The organism is Streptomyces sp. GMY02, from assembly GCF_019056675.1.
Classification (GTDB): domain Bacteria; phylum Actinomycetota; class Actinomycetes; order Streptomycetales; family Streptomycetaceae; genus Streptomyces; species Streptomyces odonnellii.
Genome location: NZ_CP077658.1, coordinates 5,020,567 through 5,037,159 on the forward strand (window position 1 = coordinate 5,020,567; position 16,593 = coordinate 5,037,159).

At 70.6% G+C, this 16,593-nt stretch carries 13 protein-coding genes; 5 read left to right on the forward strand and 8 right to left on the reverse strand.

Going from position 1 to position 16,593, the window contains the following annotated elements:
• Positions 1-19: 19 nt before the first annotated feature.
• From KQY30_RS21270 to KQY30_RS21280, 3 genes are all read left to right on the forward strand, one after another.
• A complete protein-coding gene (locus KQY30_RS21270) occupies positions 20-781 on the forward strand; it encodes a DeoR/GlpR family DNA-binding transcription regulator (protein WP_217308204.1) in 762 nt (253 codons plus the stop codon).
• Positions 782-1,036: 255 nt separating this feature from the next.
• The gene (pfkB, locus tag KQY30_RS21275) at positions 1,037-1,984 is read left to right on the forward strand and encodes a 1-phosphofructokinase (RefSeq protein WP_217308205.1); all 948 of its coding nucleotides are present in this window, start codon (positions 1,037-1,039) and stop codon (positions 1,982-1,984) included.
• Between the two features lie 166 nt (positions 1,985-2,150).
• Positions 2,151-4,343 (forward strand): fructose-specific PTS transporter subunit EIIC, encoded by a 2,193-nt coding sequence (locus KQY30_RS21280; RefSeq protein ID WP_217308206.1) that lies wholly within the window; start codon positions 2,151-2,153, stop codon positions 4,341-4,343.
• 68 nt (positions 4,344-4,411) lie between these two features.
• Here KQY30_RS21280 and KQY30_RS21285 read toward each other — a convergent pair whose 3' ends face one another.
• Together KQY30_RS21285 and KQY30_RS21290 are read right to left on the reverse strand one after the other, a co-directional pair.
• Complete coding sequence (locus KQY30_RS21285; protein WP_217308207.1) at positions 4,412-5,272, reverse strand: DUF6227 family protein; 861 nt, start codon at positions 5,270-5,272, stop codon at positions 4,412-4,414.
• Between the two features lie 146 nt (positions 5,273-5,418).
• The gene (locus KQY30_RS21290) at positions 5,419-6,450 is read right to left on the reverse strand and encodes a P1 family peptidase (RefSeq protein ID WP_217308208.1); all 1,032 of its coding nucleotides are present in this window, start codon (positions 6,448-6,450) and stop codon (positions 5,419-5,421) included.
• A 425-nt stretch (positions 6,451-6,875) separates the two neighbouring features.
• On the opposite strand from KQY30_RS21290, the gene KQY30_RS21295 reads away from it, so the two are divergent.
• Positions 6,876-7,097, forward strand: a complete 222-nt coding sequence (locus KQY30_RS21295) for a hypothetical protein (protein ID WP_217308209.1) — start codon at positions 6,876-6,878, stop codon at positions 7,095-7,097.
• A gap of 31 nt (positions 7,098-7,128) precedes the next feature.
• Here the strand turns inward: KQY30_RS21295 and mscL are convergent, their stop codons facing one another.
• From mscL to KQY30_RS21325, 6 genes are all read right to left on the reverse strand, one after another.
• A complete protein-coding gene (gene mscL / locus KQY30_RS21300; protein WP_217308210.1) occupies positions 7,129-7,605 on the reverse strand; it encodes a large conductance mechanosensitive channel protein MscL in 477 nt (158 codons plus the stop codon).
• A gap of 168 nt (positions 7,606-7,773) precedes the next feature.
• Entirely contained in the window at positions 7,774-8,322 is a 549-nt protein-coding gene (locus KQY30_RS21305; protein ID WP_217308211.1) for a hypothetical protein, read from the reverse strand.
• Positions 8,323-8,676: 354 nt separating this feature from the next.
• Entirely contained in the window at positions 8,677-9,510 is an 834-nt protein-coding gene (locus KQY30_RS21310; protein WP_217308212.1) for an S-methyl-5'-thioadenosine phosphorylase, read from the reverse strand.
• A gap of 93 nt (positions 9,511-9,603) precedes the next feature.
• Positions 9,604-9,978 carry an FmdB family zinc ribbon protein gene (locus KQY30_RS21315; protein ID WP_217308213.1) on the reverse strand — a complete coding sequence of 125 codons (375 nt, stop codon included), beginning with the start codon at positions 9,976-9,978 and terminating at the stop codon, positions 9,604-9,606.
• Between the two features lie 66 nt (positions 9,979-10,044).
• Positions 10,045-11,442, reverse strand: a complete 1,398-nt coding sequence (locus KQY30_RS21320) for an MFS transporter (RefSeq protein WP_254407257.1) — start codon at positions 11,440-11,442, stop codon at positions 10,045-10,047.
• Positions 11,443-11,807: 365 nt separating this feature from the next.
• Positions 11,808-13,400, reverse strand: a complete 1,593-nt coding sequence (locus tag KQY30_RS21325) for a potassium/proton antiporter (protein ID WP_254407644.1) — start codon at positions 13,398-13,400, stop codon at positions 11,808-11,810.
• A 407-nt stretch (positions 13,401-13,807) separates the two neighbouring features.
• Here KQY30_RS21325 and KQY30_RS21330 point away from each other — a divergent pair, with 407 nt between their 5' ends.
• The gene (locus KQY30_RS21330; protein ID WP_217308216.1) at positions 13,808-16,576 is read left to right on the forward strand and encodes a penicillin acylase family protein; all 2,769 of its coding nucleotides are present in this window, start codon (positions 13,808-13,810) and stop codon (positions 16,574-16,576) included.
• Positions 16,577-16,593 lie beyond the last annotated feature (17 nt).

Here is a 16,593-nt window from a genome sequence, read left to right on the forward strand (position 1 = left end):
GGAACGGACGTAAAGTCATATGTACGCACCGGAGCGCCAGCAGGAGATCCTGCGCCTGGCCCGCGAGGTCGGGCGGGTCGATGTCCTCGCGCTCGCCGAGGAGTTCCAGGTGACCGCCGAGACCGTACGGCGTGATCTCAAGGCTCTCGACCGCGCCGGACTGGTACGGCGGGTGCACGGCGGCGCCATCCCGGCCGGGCGGCTCGACTTCGAACCCGACCTCGCCGAGCGCGAGTCCACAGCGGCCGACGAGAAGGACCGTATCGCCCGCGCGGCGCTCGCCGAACTGCCGCGGGACGGCAGTGTGATCCTCGACGCGGGCTCGACCGTGGCCCGGCTCGCGGCGGCCCTTCCGCTGGACTGCGGGCTCACCGTCGTCACCCACGCGCTGCCCGTCGCCGCCCGCCTCGCCGACCATCCGGGGATCGACCTCCACCTCGTCGGCGGCCGGGTCCGGCACCGTACCCGCGCGGCCGTCGACGCCTGGGCCCTGCGGGCGTACGGGGAGATCCGCGCCGATGTGGTCTTCCTCGGCACCAACGGCTTCTCGCCCGACGGCGGGCTCACCACCCCCGACCTCGCCGAGGCGGCCGTCAAGCGCGCGCTCGTCGGCGCCGCCCGGCGGGTGGTGCTGCTCGCCGACTCCGCCAAGCACGGCCAGGAACACTTCGCGCGCTTCGGCACCCTCGCTGATGTCGATCTGCTCATCACCGACAGCGGACTCGGCGCCCCGGACACCGCGGCGATCGAGGCCACGGGCACCGAAGTCCTGAGCGTGTAGGGGGCTGGGGTGTCGGAGGAGGCTGGGGCGAGCGGGGAGGCCAGTGTGTCCGGGGAGGCTGGGGTGCGTGGGGCGGCCCGGGTGTACGGGGATGGGGAAGCGAGGCGCCGGGGGGAGCGTGGGCAGGGACGCGCGGCGGGCGCACAGGGCCAGGGGCAAAGGGAGAGCCAGAGGCAGAGCCGGGCGGCGGTCGAACAGGGGCAGGGCCATGGACAAGGGCAGGGGCAGCGTCGGGCGGCGGGTGCGGGCGGGCCGTTGATTCTCACCGTCACACCGAACCCGAGCCTGGACCGTACGTACGAGGTCCCCGCTCTCGACCGCGGCGAAGTCCTGCGCGCCACGGCCGAACGCATGGACCCCGGCGGCAAAGGCGTCAATGTCTCGCGGGCCGTCGCCGCGGCCGGCCGGCGCACCGTCGCCGTACTGCCGCTGGGCGGCGCGCCCGGCGCGCTCGTCGCCGAACTGCTCGCCGGACAGGGCATCGAGGTCGCCCCCGTGCCGGTCGCGGGCGCGACCCGCTCCAATATCGCGCTCGCCGAACCCGACGGCACCCTCACCAAGATCAACGCGCCGGGTCCCGAACTCACCCCTGTCGAGTCGCAGTCCCTGCTCTCCACGATCCGTACGCACGCCGGCGCCGCCGCCTGGATCGCCTGCTGCGGCAGCCTTCCGCGCGGGCTCGCGCCCGAGTGGTACGCCGAACTGGTCGCCCGCGCACACCTCGCCGGCGCCAGGATCGCCCTGGACACCTCCGGACCCTCGCTCCTGGCGGCACTCCGGGAGCGGCCTGATGTCGTCAAACCGAACGCCGAAGAACTGGCCCAGGCCGTCGGCCGCCCCCTTGCCACGGTCGGCGACGCTCTCAAGGCGGCGGAGGAACTCCGTACGTACGGTGCCAGGGCCGTCCTCGCCAGCCTCGGCGCCGACGGCCAGCTCCTGGTCTCGGACGCGGGGACATACTTCGGCTCCGCGGCCGTCACCGCCGTACGCAGCAATGTCGGTGCCGGTGACGCCTCGCTGGCCGGCTTTCTGACGGCGGGCGGCGAGGGCCCGGACGCCCTGGCATCGGCGGTGGCGCACGGCGCGGCAGCGGTGCAACTTCCCGGCAGCGTGATGCCCTCGCCCACGGACCTGGACCCTTCGGCGGTCACGGTGACCGCCGACGTACCGATGGACCGCCCCCTCACGGAGCCCGCCTCATGAGCCGCCCCTCGTGTTCCCCCTTTCCCAGTGTGTCCGTACTTCCCGGTGTCCCTGAGCCGGTCCGTCAGCGGGTTCCTCAGCGGGTCCGTCAACCGGTCCCTCAGCGGGTCCGCGGGCAGTTGATCCGGACAGTCCCCCAGCAGATATGCGAGCGAAGGAGCCCGCGATGAGCGAGTTGATCACCGCGGACCTGGTCGACCTCGACCTGGCCGCCGAGACAAAGGAAGCCGCGGCCCGCTCGCTGGCCGAGCGGATGGTGACCCGGGGCCGGGTCACCGACCTGGACGGGTTTCTCGCCGATGTGGCCGCGCGCGAGGCGCAGATGCCCACCGGCCTCGACGGCGGGATCGGCATCCCGCACTGCCGGAGCGCTCATGTGACCGAAGCCACCCTGGCCTTCGGCCGCTCGGCGCGGGGCATCGACTTCGGTGCCCCGGACGGTCCGGCCGACCTGATCTTCCTCATCGCGGCCCCGGCTGGCGCCGACGACGCGCACCTGACCATCCTCTCAGCCTTGGCCCGCCGTCTGATGAACGAGGACTTTACCACGGCCCTGCGCACGGCCACGGATCCCACAGCGACGGCATCCCTGATCAGCGGTGACAGCGAGCCCGTCGGCACTGAACCCGGCACCCCCGAGCCGGAGGCCGTTACGGCCGAGCCGACGGGCGGTACCGGCACCGGAGTTGGCGCCGGGGCCGGGGCTGAGGCCGGTGCCGCGACTCAGGCCGAAGCCGAAGCCGGGCCCGAGACCGGGCCGGACGTCCCCGTTTCCGCCTCCGAGCCGGACGCTCCCGCCGCCGACCGTGTCTTCCGGATTGTTGCTGTCACCTCCTGCCCCACCGGTATCGCGCACACCTATATGGCCGCCGAGGCCCTGGAGAAGGCCGGTCGGCACGCCGGTGTCGAGGTGGTCGTCGAGCCTCAGGGGTCCGCCGGATTCACCCGGCTCGACCCCGCTGTCATCGCCGCCGCGGACGGCGTGATCTTCGCCCATGATGTGCCGGTACGGGAGAAGGACCGGTTCGCGGGCAAGCCCACTGTCGATGTCGGCGTCAAGGCCGGTATCAACCGCCCCGCCGAACTGATCGCCGAGGTGCGGGGCAAGGTCCAGCGCGGCGAGATCACCGCCCCGGCCGCCGGGCGTGGCGAGGGCTCTCCCGGCACACCCGTGGACAACGCAGGCGATCCCGGCGAGGGGTACGGCACCAAGCTGCGCAAGTGGCTGATGTCCGGGGTCAGTTACATGGTTCCGTTCGTGGCCGCGGGCGGGCTTCTCATCGCCCTCGGCTTCGCCATAGGCGGCTACACCATCAACAAGGCTCCCTCCGTCGCCGAACACTTCGTCTGGACCGACCACACGAGCTGGGCGGCCCTGCTGTTCCAGATCGGCGGTCTGGCCTTCAGCTTCCTCGTGCCTGTCCTCGCGGGCTATATCGCGTATGGGATGGCCGACCGCCCCGGTCTCGTACCGGGCTTTGTCGGCGGCTCCATCGCCCTCACCATCAACGCGGGCTTCCTCGGCGGTCTGGCCGCCGGTCTGATCGCGGGCGGCACCGTGATGGCCATTCAGCGGGTGGGCGTGCCCGCCCCGTTGCGGGGCATCATGCCGGTTGTCGTGATCCCCCTGGTCTCCTCGGCGGTCGTCGGCTTTCTGATGTTCCTGGTGGTCGGCAAGCCCATAGCCTCACTCCAGAAGGCACTCACCGACTGGCTCTCCGGCCTCTCCGGCGCCAACGCGATCATCCTGGGCGTCGTTCTCGGCCTGATGATGTGCTTCGACCTGGGCGGCCCCCTGAACAAGGTCGCCTACGCCTTCGCCGTCGGCGGTCTCGCCAACCCCAACGAGGGCAGCCTCAAGGTCATGGCCGCCGTGATGGCCGCGGGCATGGTCCCGCCGCTCGCGATGGCGCTGGCCACGACCGTACGCGGCAAGCTGTTCACCCGTGCCGAACGGGAGAACGGCAAGGCCGCCTGGGTACTCGGTGCCTCCTTCATCACCGAGGGCGCGATCCCCTTCGCCGCCGCCGACCCGCTACGGGTGATCCCGTCGGCGATGGTGGGCGGCGCGGTGACCGGCGGGCTGTCGATGCTCTTCGAGTGCACCCTCCGGGCACCCCACGGCGGCATCTTCGTGATCCCGCTGATCGGCGATCCGTTCCTCTATCTGCTCGCCATCGCGGTCGGTACGGCGGTGAGCACCTGCCTGGTCGTCCTGCTCAAGGGAGCCCGGAAGACGGGCCACCCCGACCAGGGCGAAGGAGCCCCCGGCCCTGACGACGCGGCCGACGCAGCCGCACCCGGGGCGACGGGCGCCGCCGGAGCCGGACCCGACCCCAAGGTCCCGGCGGCTGTCTGAACCCGTTTCCCCCTGTCGTACGACCGCCCACCCCTGGCGGCCGTTCGACACTCCCTCCCCGAGTCACCTCACAGCACCCGCGCGCGGAGCTCCATGGCCTCGCGCGCGGTGCTCTCCGACTCGTACACCTCGCACATGTGGCGGCCGTCCGGTGTCGCCGTGTGCTCCACCTCCCAGAGGCTCATCTCGCTGCCGTCGATCAGAAGGAACGCGTGCTCGTAGAGCATGAATCCCGCGTCCTTGCCCTCGACCTGGCACTGCCGGCCGAAGACCTGGGTGATGTGGTGCGCGAAAGCCGTCTGCAGCAGTCGCGCGGTCGCCTCGCCGGGCCGGTCGGCGTTCTCCGCCCGGCGCAGCACCCGGCGCGCGTGGTCGGGGGAGTTGTCCGGGAAGTACTGCCGGGGCCTCGGCGCCTGAGGCAGCGCCCGCAGCCCGCGGAGCAGGGCGAGATGGGCGTCGATCTCGGCGGTGCGCTCGGACTCCAGCTCCGCGAGCAGACCGGCCGCGGCATCGTCCACGGGCGCTCTGCCCTCGGACGGCACCTCGTCGGGCCCGGAGACCAAGGGCGGTCCGTCGGGTCCGTCGACGGCCGACCGCGCCGCCTCGGGACTGCTGGGATGGCTGAGCCGGGCCGCGGCGAGCCGCACCTCGGACTCTTCCGCGTACAGCTCGTGCAGCCGTGCCCCGTCCCGGCCGGTGTTGTGCACCAGCTCCCACAGGGTGAGCGAACTGCCGTCGCGGAGCAGGAAGGTGTGCCGGTAGGTCTCGCGGTGCAGCCCCGCACTGTGGTGCGCGGAACACAGCGAGCTGGCGTGCGCCAGCGCGTGGCCGAGCTTTTCGACCAGTGCGTCGGGCAGGTCGAAGGAGTTGAGTGCCCGACCCAGGAGTCGCTCGAGGTGCGTCTCGGTTGTCTCGTGAGGATCGTTCAAGATGGGTCTCCAGGCCGTCGCCACATGTCACTTGGTGATTGCATAACGTAGCGCCTAGGGCTGACATTGCGTCCCAGGTTTGGGAAAACGAAGGGGGCGTACGCGAAGTTCCCGTGCGCCCCCCGCCAACTCGGCCTCCGCGCCGGTCAGTCGAGGCCGTACAGCTCGCTGTACGAGAAGAACGTCCCGCCGGGCCCCCGGACGCTCTTCGCCGCGCTGACGGCCCGTACGATCGCCCTGGTCACGACGTCCGCACCGGCCGCCAGCACTTCGTTGAGGGCGAGCGGATCCCCCTCGGTGAGGGCCCGTCCGCCTGTCGACAGGGCAAAAACCGTGTCCCCGTCGTTGAGCAGATGAACCGGACGGACGGCGCGCGCGATACCGTCGTGCGCCGTCCCCGCGAGCTTTTGCGCCTGGGGTCGGGACAGTTCGGCATCGGTGGCGACGACGGCGAGCGTGGTGTTGAGCGGCGCCGGACCCTGCCGCTCGCGCAGCTCGGCCAGGCGCAGTTGCGCCGCCACATGGACCTCCGGCGCCGGATATTCCGTACGCCCGCTGAAGTAGCGCCCGTACAGCACACCCGTGAGCGGATCCACCGCCGAGCCCGCCGCGTTCGCTACGACCAGGGCCGCCACGGTGATGCCGGAGTCAAGGACCGTGCTCGCCGTACCGATCCCGCCCTTGAGGGGGCCGACGAGGGCGCCCGTCCCCGCGCCCACTCCGCCCTCCGCGACCGGTGCCCCGCTCGCCGAACGGGCCGCCGCCTCCACCGCCGCTCGCCCCGTCGCCGCGTCCGGGCGTATCCGCCAGTCCCCGCCGCGCCCCAGGTCGAAGACACCGGCCGCCGGGACGACCGGCACCACCTGGTCCGGGCCGGGACCGACCCGGATGCCCCGTCGGCGCTCCTCCAGCCAAGCGACCACACCGGACGCCGAGTCGAGTCCGTACGCGCTGCCGCCCGTCAGCACGACCGCGTCGACGCGCTGGACGATATTGCGCGGGTCGAGGGCATCGGTCTCCCGGGTGGCCGGGCCGCCGCCCCGCACGTCCACCGCGGCCACCACCCCGCCCTGTGGGGCGAGGACGACCGTGGTGCCGGTGAGCGCACGGTCCCCTGCCACCCGGGCGTGTCCGACCCGCAGACCCGCCACATCGGTCAGTGCGTCATTGATTGCCATGAACCCCATCCGTACCACGCGTTCCTGAGGAGGCCACGAGCGTCACCCCGACCCCGCCGCCACCGTCGCCACCAGCCCCGCGACGAGAACCGCCCAGGACGTGACGAACGTACAGGCGATCGACCCCACCGCCGACCCGTACGGTACGAGTCGGCCGTACCGCACGGGCACCGAGGCGTGAACCCGTGACCATCGGGCCCACGCCCTGCGACCGCCTTGACGAAGCCGTGCCCCGGTGGGCTCCGCATGGCCGGGCGCGGCCGCGCGGAGGAGGCCCCCTGCCGCGCCGTTCGACTTCATGCGGCCGGCAGTCCGGAGAGGCGGCTCGCGGGCCCCTGAGGCGCCCGCCGGGGGCCGGGAAGGGCGGGTCCGGCCCGGCCGCCTCGCATATCCCGGCGCGGACCGCACCCCCGTACCCTGGGGGTATGAGCACCGCCCCCACCCCCGAGCCGCCGGCCACGGAGCCGTCGCCGCCCACCCGTCCCCGGGCGCCCCGGCCCCGACCGGCGTTGATCTTCGACGATCCGCTGGACCAGCAGTCCTCGGACGACACGGACAGCGGCTGGGGAGAGCGGCCCGCGGGTGGCGGCGACAGCGCCGCGGATCTGGCCCGGTTCCTGGACGAGAAGCCGCCCCACCACCTCTGAGCGCCGCTGCCGACGTCGGCCGTCAGGGCCGTTACGGAGTGTTTTGCCCCGGCACGGTGCGCTGCGCGACCAGGGCGTCCCTGATCTCCTTCAGCACCTCCAGCTCGCTGACCTCGACGACCTCCTGAACCTCTTCGTTGGCTGCCTGCTGCCTGGCCCGCCTGGCGAGATACCTGGCCATCGGCAGGACCATCAGGAAGTAGACGACCGCCGCCGTGATCAGAAAGGTCAGGGTCGCGCTCAGCACCGTGCCCCACATGATCGGAATGCCGGTGACGACCTCGCCCGCCGCGTTCGTCTCGCAGGGCGATTTGAGACACGAGCTGTACTTGTTCAGATCCTTGGTGCCGAACGCGCCGACCACCGGGTTGATGAGGCCCTTGACGACCGAGTTCACGACATTGGTGAAGGCGGTGCCGATGACCACCGCGACCGCGAGGTCGATCACATTGCCGCGCATCAGGAAGGCCTTGAAGCCCGCCAGCACGCTCTCTTTCTCCTTGCTCACGAGTGAGCCCTTCTTCACATGTGCGGTTGGACTGACAATCTGCTCCGCAACCTAAGGCGGCGCGTGCCCGCGCTGTCCAATCCGCATACGCGATCAGGCGACGCCACAGTTCGCCAGTGCGACTCAGTACACCCCGGACCCGCCGCAGAAGGCCCAGCAGCCACCGGCTCAGCACACCGTCACCGCCAGCCGTGAAGTGATACTCGCTCCCGCCAGTGCCGTGGCGGTGGCACGTGGCACGGACAGCACGACCAGTGCCCCGGTTTCCGAGGAGATCTCATGTGCCTCGGGGATTTCGGCCACCCGGACCCCGCTCGCCACCACCCGTGCCTCCGGTCCCGCGTCCGCCACTCCCGCCGGCCCCGGCGGGATCGCGGCGGTCGCGATCACATCGACCAGATCGCCCCGCCGCAGCAGCCGGACCGTCTCCGCGTCGGCGATACGGACCGCCGCGGACACCATCCGCCCCCGGTGCTCCGTGGGTTGTCGCCCGGACGAAGCCGATGCCGGTGGCGGCGACGCGGCCACGGCACCGGCCGCGGCCTCCGCACGGGCGTCCGCGTCGGCCGCGGCACCGACCGCCCCGCTCGCCCCGGTGGCGGCCAGCGCGGCGGCCGTCATGGCAAGACCGGCCGCGGTCGCACGGCGCTGCCTGAGCAGGGCCCGGCGCAGCCGCTGCCCGGAACGGCGCACCCGCAGCGGACCGAACGGCGGCACACCGCGCGGCTCCGGTGCGGCGGGAGGCGGAAGGGGAGAAAGGAGAGAAGGGGAAGAAAGGGGAAGGGGCGAGGATGGGGGAGAAGCGGTCGAGCGAGAAGGAGAAGAAGAGGAAGCAGGGGGACGGATCGCACGAATTGTGCGAGAAGGAATGAGACATGGCGAACACCGCCTGACGTGAGGAGTTTCTTCGATCGCTCCCCACGATCCACGGTCCGGCACGATCCCGCCGGAACCTGTGGATCACCTGGCGGTTGTGGACAACTCCGCCACCCGCACGAGTGGTTCAGGCGTTCGCCCGCTCAAATCCCGTTTCTCCGCGCATGGTTCGCGGAGGCCTGGGGCAACCCGTGATCAGGGCAGTTTGAGCCCGGTGTCGATCCCGTCCAGCGCATGCGAGCAGAGACAGTCGCGCGTCCCACTCGGCTGCAGTCCCGCCACTGCGTCGAAGAGCACGGTGCGCAGCCGGTCGACATTCGCGGCGAAGACCCTGAGGACCTCCTCGTGGGATACCCCCTCTCCGGTCTCCGCCCCCGCGTCCAGATCCGTCACAAGTGTCATGGAGGTGTAGCACAGGCCCAGTTCACGAGCGAGTACGGCTTCGGGGTGCCCGGTCATCCCGACCACCGACCAGCCCATCGCCGCATGCCACCGGGACTCGGCTCGCGTCGAGAAGCGCGGACCCTCGATGACCACGAGTGTCCCGCCGTCCACCGGCTCCCAGCCGTGCCGGCGCGCCGCCGCCAGTGCCGCCCCGCGCCCCTCGGGACAGTACGGGTCGGCGAGCGAGATATGGACGACCTTGGACGCGCTGCCGTCCGGCAGCGGTACCCCGTCGTAGTAGGTCTGTGTCCGCGCCTTGGTGCGGTCCACGAGCTGGTCGGGTACGAGCAGCGTGCCCGGCCCGTACTCCGGCCGCAGCCCGCCCACGGCGCACGGGCCCAGTACCTGCTTCACACCGACGGAGCGCAGTGCCCACAGGTTGGCGCGGTAGTTGATGCGGTGCGGGGCCAGGCCGTGCGAGCGGCCGTGCCGGGGCAGGAACGCGACCTGCCGGCCCGCGATCTCGCCGAGGAAAAGGGAGTCACTGGGCGGTCCGTACGGAGTGTCCACCTGGACCTCGGTCACATCCTCCAGAAAGGAGTAGAAGCCCGAGCCACCGATCACGCCGATCTCTGCGTTCGCCATCCGATCACAGTAGCCGTGCCGTCCGCGGCATACACGAAGGACCCCGGCCGCGGGATGCGGCGGGGCCCTGCGAGAGAAGAGGACGACGCGGGATCAGGCGGCCGACGAGCCGCTGGAGCTGCCGCTCGACGCCGAGGAACCAGAGCTGGAACCCGAACCCGACGCGGAGGAACCGGAGGTCGAGGAGGAGGCCGACGCCGTGGTCTTGGACTCAGACGACGAGGACGACTTCGTACCCGAGGAGGCCGAGCCCGACGAGTTCGCCGAAGCGGGGGCGCTGCCCGACGACGAGCCACGGCTGTCGTTGCGGTAGAAACCGGAGCCCTTGAAGACGATGCCGACCGCGGAGAACACCTTCTTCAGGCGTCCCTGGCAATTCGGGCAGACGGTAAGGGCGTCATCGGTGAACTTCTGCACCGCCTCAAGGCCCTCGCCGCACTCGGTGCACTGGTACTGATAGGTCGGCACTTGCTCCTCCTGGCACTCTCACTCAATGAGTGCTAACGACGCTCCATAGTGACGTATTCCGCGCGATCAGTCCACTGCCATCGGAACGCGGTGACTCATCCCACGCGCGGCGACCCGTTCCGGGTGCTTCGGGGCCAGCCGCGAACGCAGTAGTACCAGGGTGGCTAGAGCAGCCACCGTACCGATGAGCGGGACGGCGAATCCGGCGCTCGCGCCATGGGCGTCGGCGAGCTGTCCCGCGACGGTCACTGCCGCGGCCTGGCCCAGCGCGACCGCGCCGGTCAGCCAAGTGAAGGCCTCGGTGCGGACCGAAGCGGGCACGAGCGACTCGACCAGTGTGTAGCCGGTGATCAGGGCGGGTGCGATACAGAGCCCGACCAGCAGGCCGAGCCCGGCGAGGAGCGGCACCGAGTGCACCGACCACAGAGAGGAGGCGACCAATGTCAGTCCCGAATATCCCGCTATGAGCCTGCGGCGGGGACCGGTCTTCCAGGCGATGGCGCCGCACACGATTCCGGCGAGCATATTGCCGGCGGCGAAGATCCCGTACAGCACACCGTTCATTCCGGGGGCACCGATCTCCTCGGTGAACGCCGTCAGCGAGACCTGCATACCGCCGAAGACGGAACCGATACCGAGGAAGGCCACGGCCAGTACCCGTACCCCGGGCACGGACAGCGCGGACCGGCCGCGCTCTGCCGGGGCGCCCGCCTCGTGCCGGGCGGTCCTTGGCTGTGTCCCGTGCTGGGCGGCGAAGAGCAGTCCGCCGGCCAGGGTGAGCGCGGCTTCGGCGATCAGTCCGGCCGCCGGGTGGACGCCGGTGCACAGCGCGGTCGCGAGCACGGGCCCGATGACAAAGGTGAACTCGTCCGTCACGGACTCGAAGGCCGCCGCGGTCGGCAGCAAGGAGGAGAGGGAGGAGGGAGACGAGGCAGCATCCGAAGCGGACGAAGTGTCCGTGGAGCCTGTCCCCGATTCGATGCGCGCCTGGCCCGCTGGACCGGACCCGGTGCCCAGCAGAGCGGCCCAGCGGGCCCGGACCATGGGGCCGATCTGCGGGACGGAGGCGCCGGTGGGGACGGCCGCGGCGAACAGTGCCCACAGAGGGGCGTGCGCCAGGGCGAGTGCGGTGAGCGCCACCGCCGAGCCGGTGTGGACCAGTACGCCCGGTACCAGGACCGCGCGCTGTCCGAACCGGTCCGCCAGCCTGCCGCTTCTCGGTGCGAAGAGAGCCATGGAGACGCCGGTGACCGCGGCGACGGCTCCGGCGCTGCCGTACGAACCGGTGGTGTGCCGGACCAGCAGGACGATGCCGATCGTCAGCATCGCGAAGGGCTGCCGGGCGGCGAAGCCAGGGAGGAGGAATGTCCAGGCGCCTGGTGTGCGGAGGAGTTGCCCGTAGCCGGGGCGGCTCGGGGCGCTGCCCCTGGGCGGTGCGTCGGTGCCGACCGTGTTGCGGGACACGGCCCTTGCCTTTCTGCCGCCTGGTAGCGCGCCCCGGGGGTACGGGGGCAGCCGAGGGCTGTCCTCTTGCGCGGAACTGCGGTAGATACCAGGGCCCACGGAGGGGAACGCCACGGCCGCCATACGGTCGCGCCAGCCCTGCGTCAGGCAGAGGTGGTCGATCAGTCAGGTGCGCCTTCATCGTACAGGTACGGGAAACCAGCCCCCTGGGAATGGCCAGGCGCTAGGACCGTACGCCTGCGATTACGCCCCCGGGGACATTGCCCCGCCCGTCATCCGGACCGCTGCCCCGCCCGTCACCCGCGCCAGCCCGCCAACCGTAATCCGGACCATCGCCCAGCCCGTCACCCGCACCAGTACCCCGACTACCCCGACCGTCCGCCGACCCCCGCACCCGTCTCCGTACCACTCCCCGAGGAGGACCCCGACCCGGACCCCGATCCCGAGCCCGCCCCCGACCCCGATCCCGACGAGCCCGTGCCCAGCCATCCGGCCAGCTTTCCGCCCTGGCCGACTGCCCGCAGGCGCCGTTCCGCCGCGTCGCGTACCGGATCCGTGGCCACCACCAGCAGTTCGTCGCCCCGGCGCAGCACGGTCGAGGGCGACGGTACGAAGCTCTTGCCCTCCCGTACGACCAGGGTCACCGCGGACCCCGAAGGCAGCCGCAGTTCGCCGACCTCCACGCCGTGCATCTTCGACCGCGGGGGGATCGCCACGGAGAGCAGATGGCCGCGCAGCCGTTCCAGCGGCGCCGACTCGATGCCCAGGTCGGCGGCCTCGGCGGAGTCGCCGAGCCGCAGCGCCTTGGCCAGCCAGGGCAGCGTCGGCCCTTGCACCAGCGTGTACACGACGACCAGGATGAAGACGATGTTGAAGATCCGCAGGCTGCCCTCGATCTGCGACACCATGGGGATGGTCGACAGGATGATGGGCACCGCGCCGCGCAGCCCGGCCCACGACATCAGTGCCCGTTCCTGCCAGGGGATACGGAACGGCAGCAGGCTGACCACCACGGCCAGCGGCCGGGCCACCACCGTCAGGACAAGGCCGACGATCAGCGCGGGCAGGAAGTCGTCGCCCAGTTCGTGCGGGGTCACCAGCAGTCCGAGCAGCACGAACATACCGATCTGCGCGATCCAGCCGAGCCCCTCCGCGAAGCCGCGGTTGGCCGGGGCGTGCGGCAGTTTGGAGTTCCCGAGGATCACCGAGGTGACATAGACGGCGAGGAAGCCGCTGCCGTGCGCCGTGGCACCGAGCGCGTACGCCGAGACCGCGATGGCCATCACCGCGATCGGGTAGAGCCCGGAGGCGGGCAGGGCCACATGCCGCAGTCCGTAGGCGCCCGCGAAGCCCACCGCGAGCCCGATGCACGCGCCGATGGCGAGTTCGAGCGCGATCACGCCGACGAGTACGTACCAGTGCTCGACCGGCCCCGATGCCGAGAGCGCGACCACGATGATCACCACAGGGGCGTCATTGAAGCCCGACTCGGCCTCCAGCGCCCCGGTTACCCGGGACGGCAGCGGCACCTTGCGCAGCACGGAGAAGACCGCGGCCGCGTCCGTCGAGGAGACGACCGCGCCGATGATCAGCGCCTGCCGCCATTCCAGGCCGACCAGGTAGTACGCGGCGGCGGCGGTCACCCCGACGCTCACCCCGACCCCCACGGTCGACAGCGCGGCAGCGGCGGGCAGCGCCGGCCGCACCTCTTTCCACTTGGTGCCGAGACCGCCCTCGGCGAGGATCACGACCAGGGCCGCGTAGCCGATGACCTGGGTCAGCCCGGCGTTGTCGAACTTGACATGGAAGATCCCGTCCTGCCCTATGACCACCCCGATTCCGAGGTAGAGCAGCAGGCTGGGGAGGCCGCTCCGGGAGGAGATCCGTACGGCCGCGACCGCGATCAGCAGCACGAGTGAGCTGACGAGCAGGAGTTCATTGAGCTGGTGGACAGTCAGCGGCCGATCCTTCCCCTCGCGCACGCCGGATCGTTCCTCCGGCGGCCGGTACTTCGTTACCTTACCTAATCTTTAACGTTTTCTTGACGCCTTCGATTGTCAGTGCGAGTTTCAGGCGGGCTCGGATGTGATCTGCGTCGCGCTCGCACCCGGAAACCGTCGTGCTCGCACCCGAAAGCCGTCGCGCTCGCCCCCGGAAACCGGTGTCAACTCGGCATGAATCCCGCTTGTATCCTTCTGTGATCGTTCGATGAGTCGCACTACATGACACCGCGTCGGGGCCTGGGAACGCCTGCGCCTATGGTTGCTCCAGCATTCCAGGACCACCCTGCCCCTCGAAGGACAGCGATGCCCGCCAACACAGCCCCCCTTCCGTCAAAAAGAAGGGGCGACGCGCCCGTCTGATCGTGATCGTCCTGGTGCTGGCGCTTGTCGCGGGTGTCGGCTACGGCTCGTACTGGGGCGTCAGCACCGTCCGCGCCTCGTTCCCCCAGACGACCGGATCGATCCAGCTCAAGGGCCTCTCAGGACCCGTGGACGTCCGGCGTGACAGTTACGGCGTCCCGCAGATCTACGCCAACAGCGACGCCGACCTGTTCCGTGCCCAGGGCTTCGTCCAGGCACAGGACCGCTTCTGGGAGATGGACGTCCGCCGGCACATGACCGCCGGGCGCCTCTCCGAGATGTTCGGCGCGAGCCAGGTCAAGACCGATGCCTTCCTGCGCACCCTCGACTGGCGCGGGGTGGCTCAGCGCGAGTACGACGACGTGCTGTCGGAGGAGACCAAGAAGAACCTCCAGGCGTACGCGGACGGCGTCAACGCCTATCTCGAAGGCCGCGACGGCAAGGACATCTCGGTCGAATACGCGGCGCTCGACTTCATCAACGACTACAAGCCCGCGAAGTGGACCCCCGTCGACTCGGTGGCCTGGCTCAAGGCGATGGCCTGGGACCTGCGCGGCAACATGCAGGACGAGATAGACCGCTCGCTGCTGACGAGCCGGCTGAGCGAGAAGCAGATCGACGACCTGTACCCCCCGTATCCGTACGACCGGAACAAGACCGTCGTCAGTGAGGGCGGGATCGACCCGGCCACCGAGAAGTACGACCCCGAAGCCGAGCCCACCAGCACGGCCCCCGGCGACTCGAGCACCGACGGCACAGGCACAGGTACGGGTACAGACACCGGCACGGGTACCGGCACCGGCTCCGGCGCGGGTACCGGCATCGGCACCACCGACCCCGCCGCCGGCACCACCGCCTCGGAAGCCACCGAGAACTTCGGCTCCCAGCTCCAGGCCCTCTCCGGCACCCTCGACGAGATCCCCGCGCTCCTCGGCCCCAGCGGCGACGGCATCGGCTCCAACTCCTGGGTCGTCTCCGGCCGCTACACCACCACCGGGAAGCCGCTCCTCGCGAACGACCCGCACCTCGCCCCGCAGCTCCCCTCGCTCTGGTACCAGATGGGCCTGCACTGCCGCAGCGTCTCGGAGACCTGCCAGTACGACGTCGCGGGCTACACCTTCTCCGGGGTGCCCGGCGTCATAATCGGCCACAACCAGGACATCGCCTGGGGCTTCACCAACCTCGGCGCCGATGTGACCGACCTCTACCTGGAGAAGGTCGACGGCGACTCGTACCTGTACGGCGACAGCGAGAAGCCCTTCAAGACCCGCGAGGAGACCATCAAGGTCGCGGGCGGCAAGAGCAAGACGATCACCGTGCGGTCCACCGACCGCGGCCCGGTGGTCTCCGACCGCGACACCGAGCTGGCGAAGGTCGGCGAGAAGGCCCCGGTCGGCGATGTCGCCCCCGACCGCGGCGACGGTTACGCGGTCTCGCTCCAGTGGACGGCGCTCCAGCCCGGCAAGTCCATGGACGCGGTCTTCGAGCTGAACAAGGCCAAGGACTTCGCCGGGTTCCGCAAGGCCGCCGAGCACTTCGAGGTCCCCTCGCAGAACCTCATCTACGCCGACACCAAGGGCCACATCGGCTACCAGGCGCCCGGCCGCATCCCGATCCGCGCCGAGGGCGACGGCCGGATGCCGGCTCCCGGCTGGGACCCGAAGTACCAGTGGGAGGGGTACATCCCCTTCGAGCAGTTGCCGTACGAGTACGACCCCAAGCGCGGCTACATCGTCACCGCCAACCAGGCCGTCGTCGACCCCAAGAAGTACCCGTATCCGTTCACCGAGGACTGGGGCTACGGCGCCCGCAGCCAGCGGATCAACGATCTCATCGAGTCGAAGATCAAGGACGGCGGGAAGATCTCGACCGACGACATGCAGACCATGCAGATGGACAACAGCAGCCAGATCGCCAAGCTGCTGATGCCGATCCTGCTGGAGATCAACGTCAAGGACCCGTCCGTACGCGAGGCGCAGAAGCTTCTCGAAGGCTGGGACTACACCCAGGAACCCGACTCGGGCGCGGCCGCCTACTTCAACGCCGTCTGGCGCAATGTCCTCAAGCTGGCCTTCGGCAACAAGCTGCCCAAGGAGCTACGGGTCAAGGGCCAGTGCCTCAATGTCCGCCCCGCCAACGACTCGGCCCCGCTGGACGACCTCGACCAGGTGATACGGGAGTGCGGCCAGCGCGACCCCGCGTCGGCGCAGCCGGACGGCGGCGACCGCTGGTACGAGGTGGTACGGCGCATCCTCGACGACGAGGACAACGCCTGGTGGAGCGTCCCGGCCAGCCGCAAGCTGCCCGCCACCACGACCCGCGACAAGCTGCTCGAACGCGCCATGGCCGACGCCCGCTGGGAGCTGACCGCCAAGCTCGGCAAGGACACGTCGAGCTGGACCTGGGGCCGGCTGCACCAGCTCACGCTGGACAACCAGACCCTCGGCACCAGCGGCCCCGGCTTCCTGAAGCGGATACTCAACCGTGGTCCGTGGAACCTCGGCGGCGGCGAGGCGGCGGTCAACGCGACGGGCTGGAACGCGGCGGGCGGCTACGAGGTCGTCTGGGTTCCGTCGATGCGGATGGTCGTCAATGTCGGCGACTGGGACAAGTCCCGCTGGATCAATCTGACGGGCGCCTCGGGCCACGCGTACAGCGCGCACTACACCGACCAGACGAGCAAGTGGGCCAAGGGCGAGCTGCTCGACTGGGCCTACGGCGTCAACGCGGTGGAGCAGTCGACCGCCGACACCCTCACGCTGACGCCGTAGCGGTGGACGCGACCTCG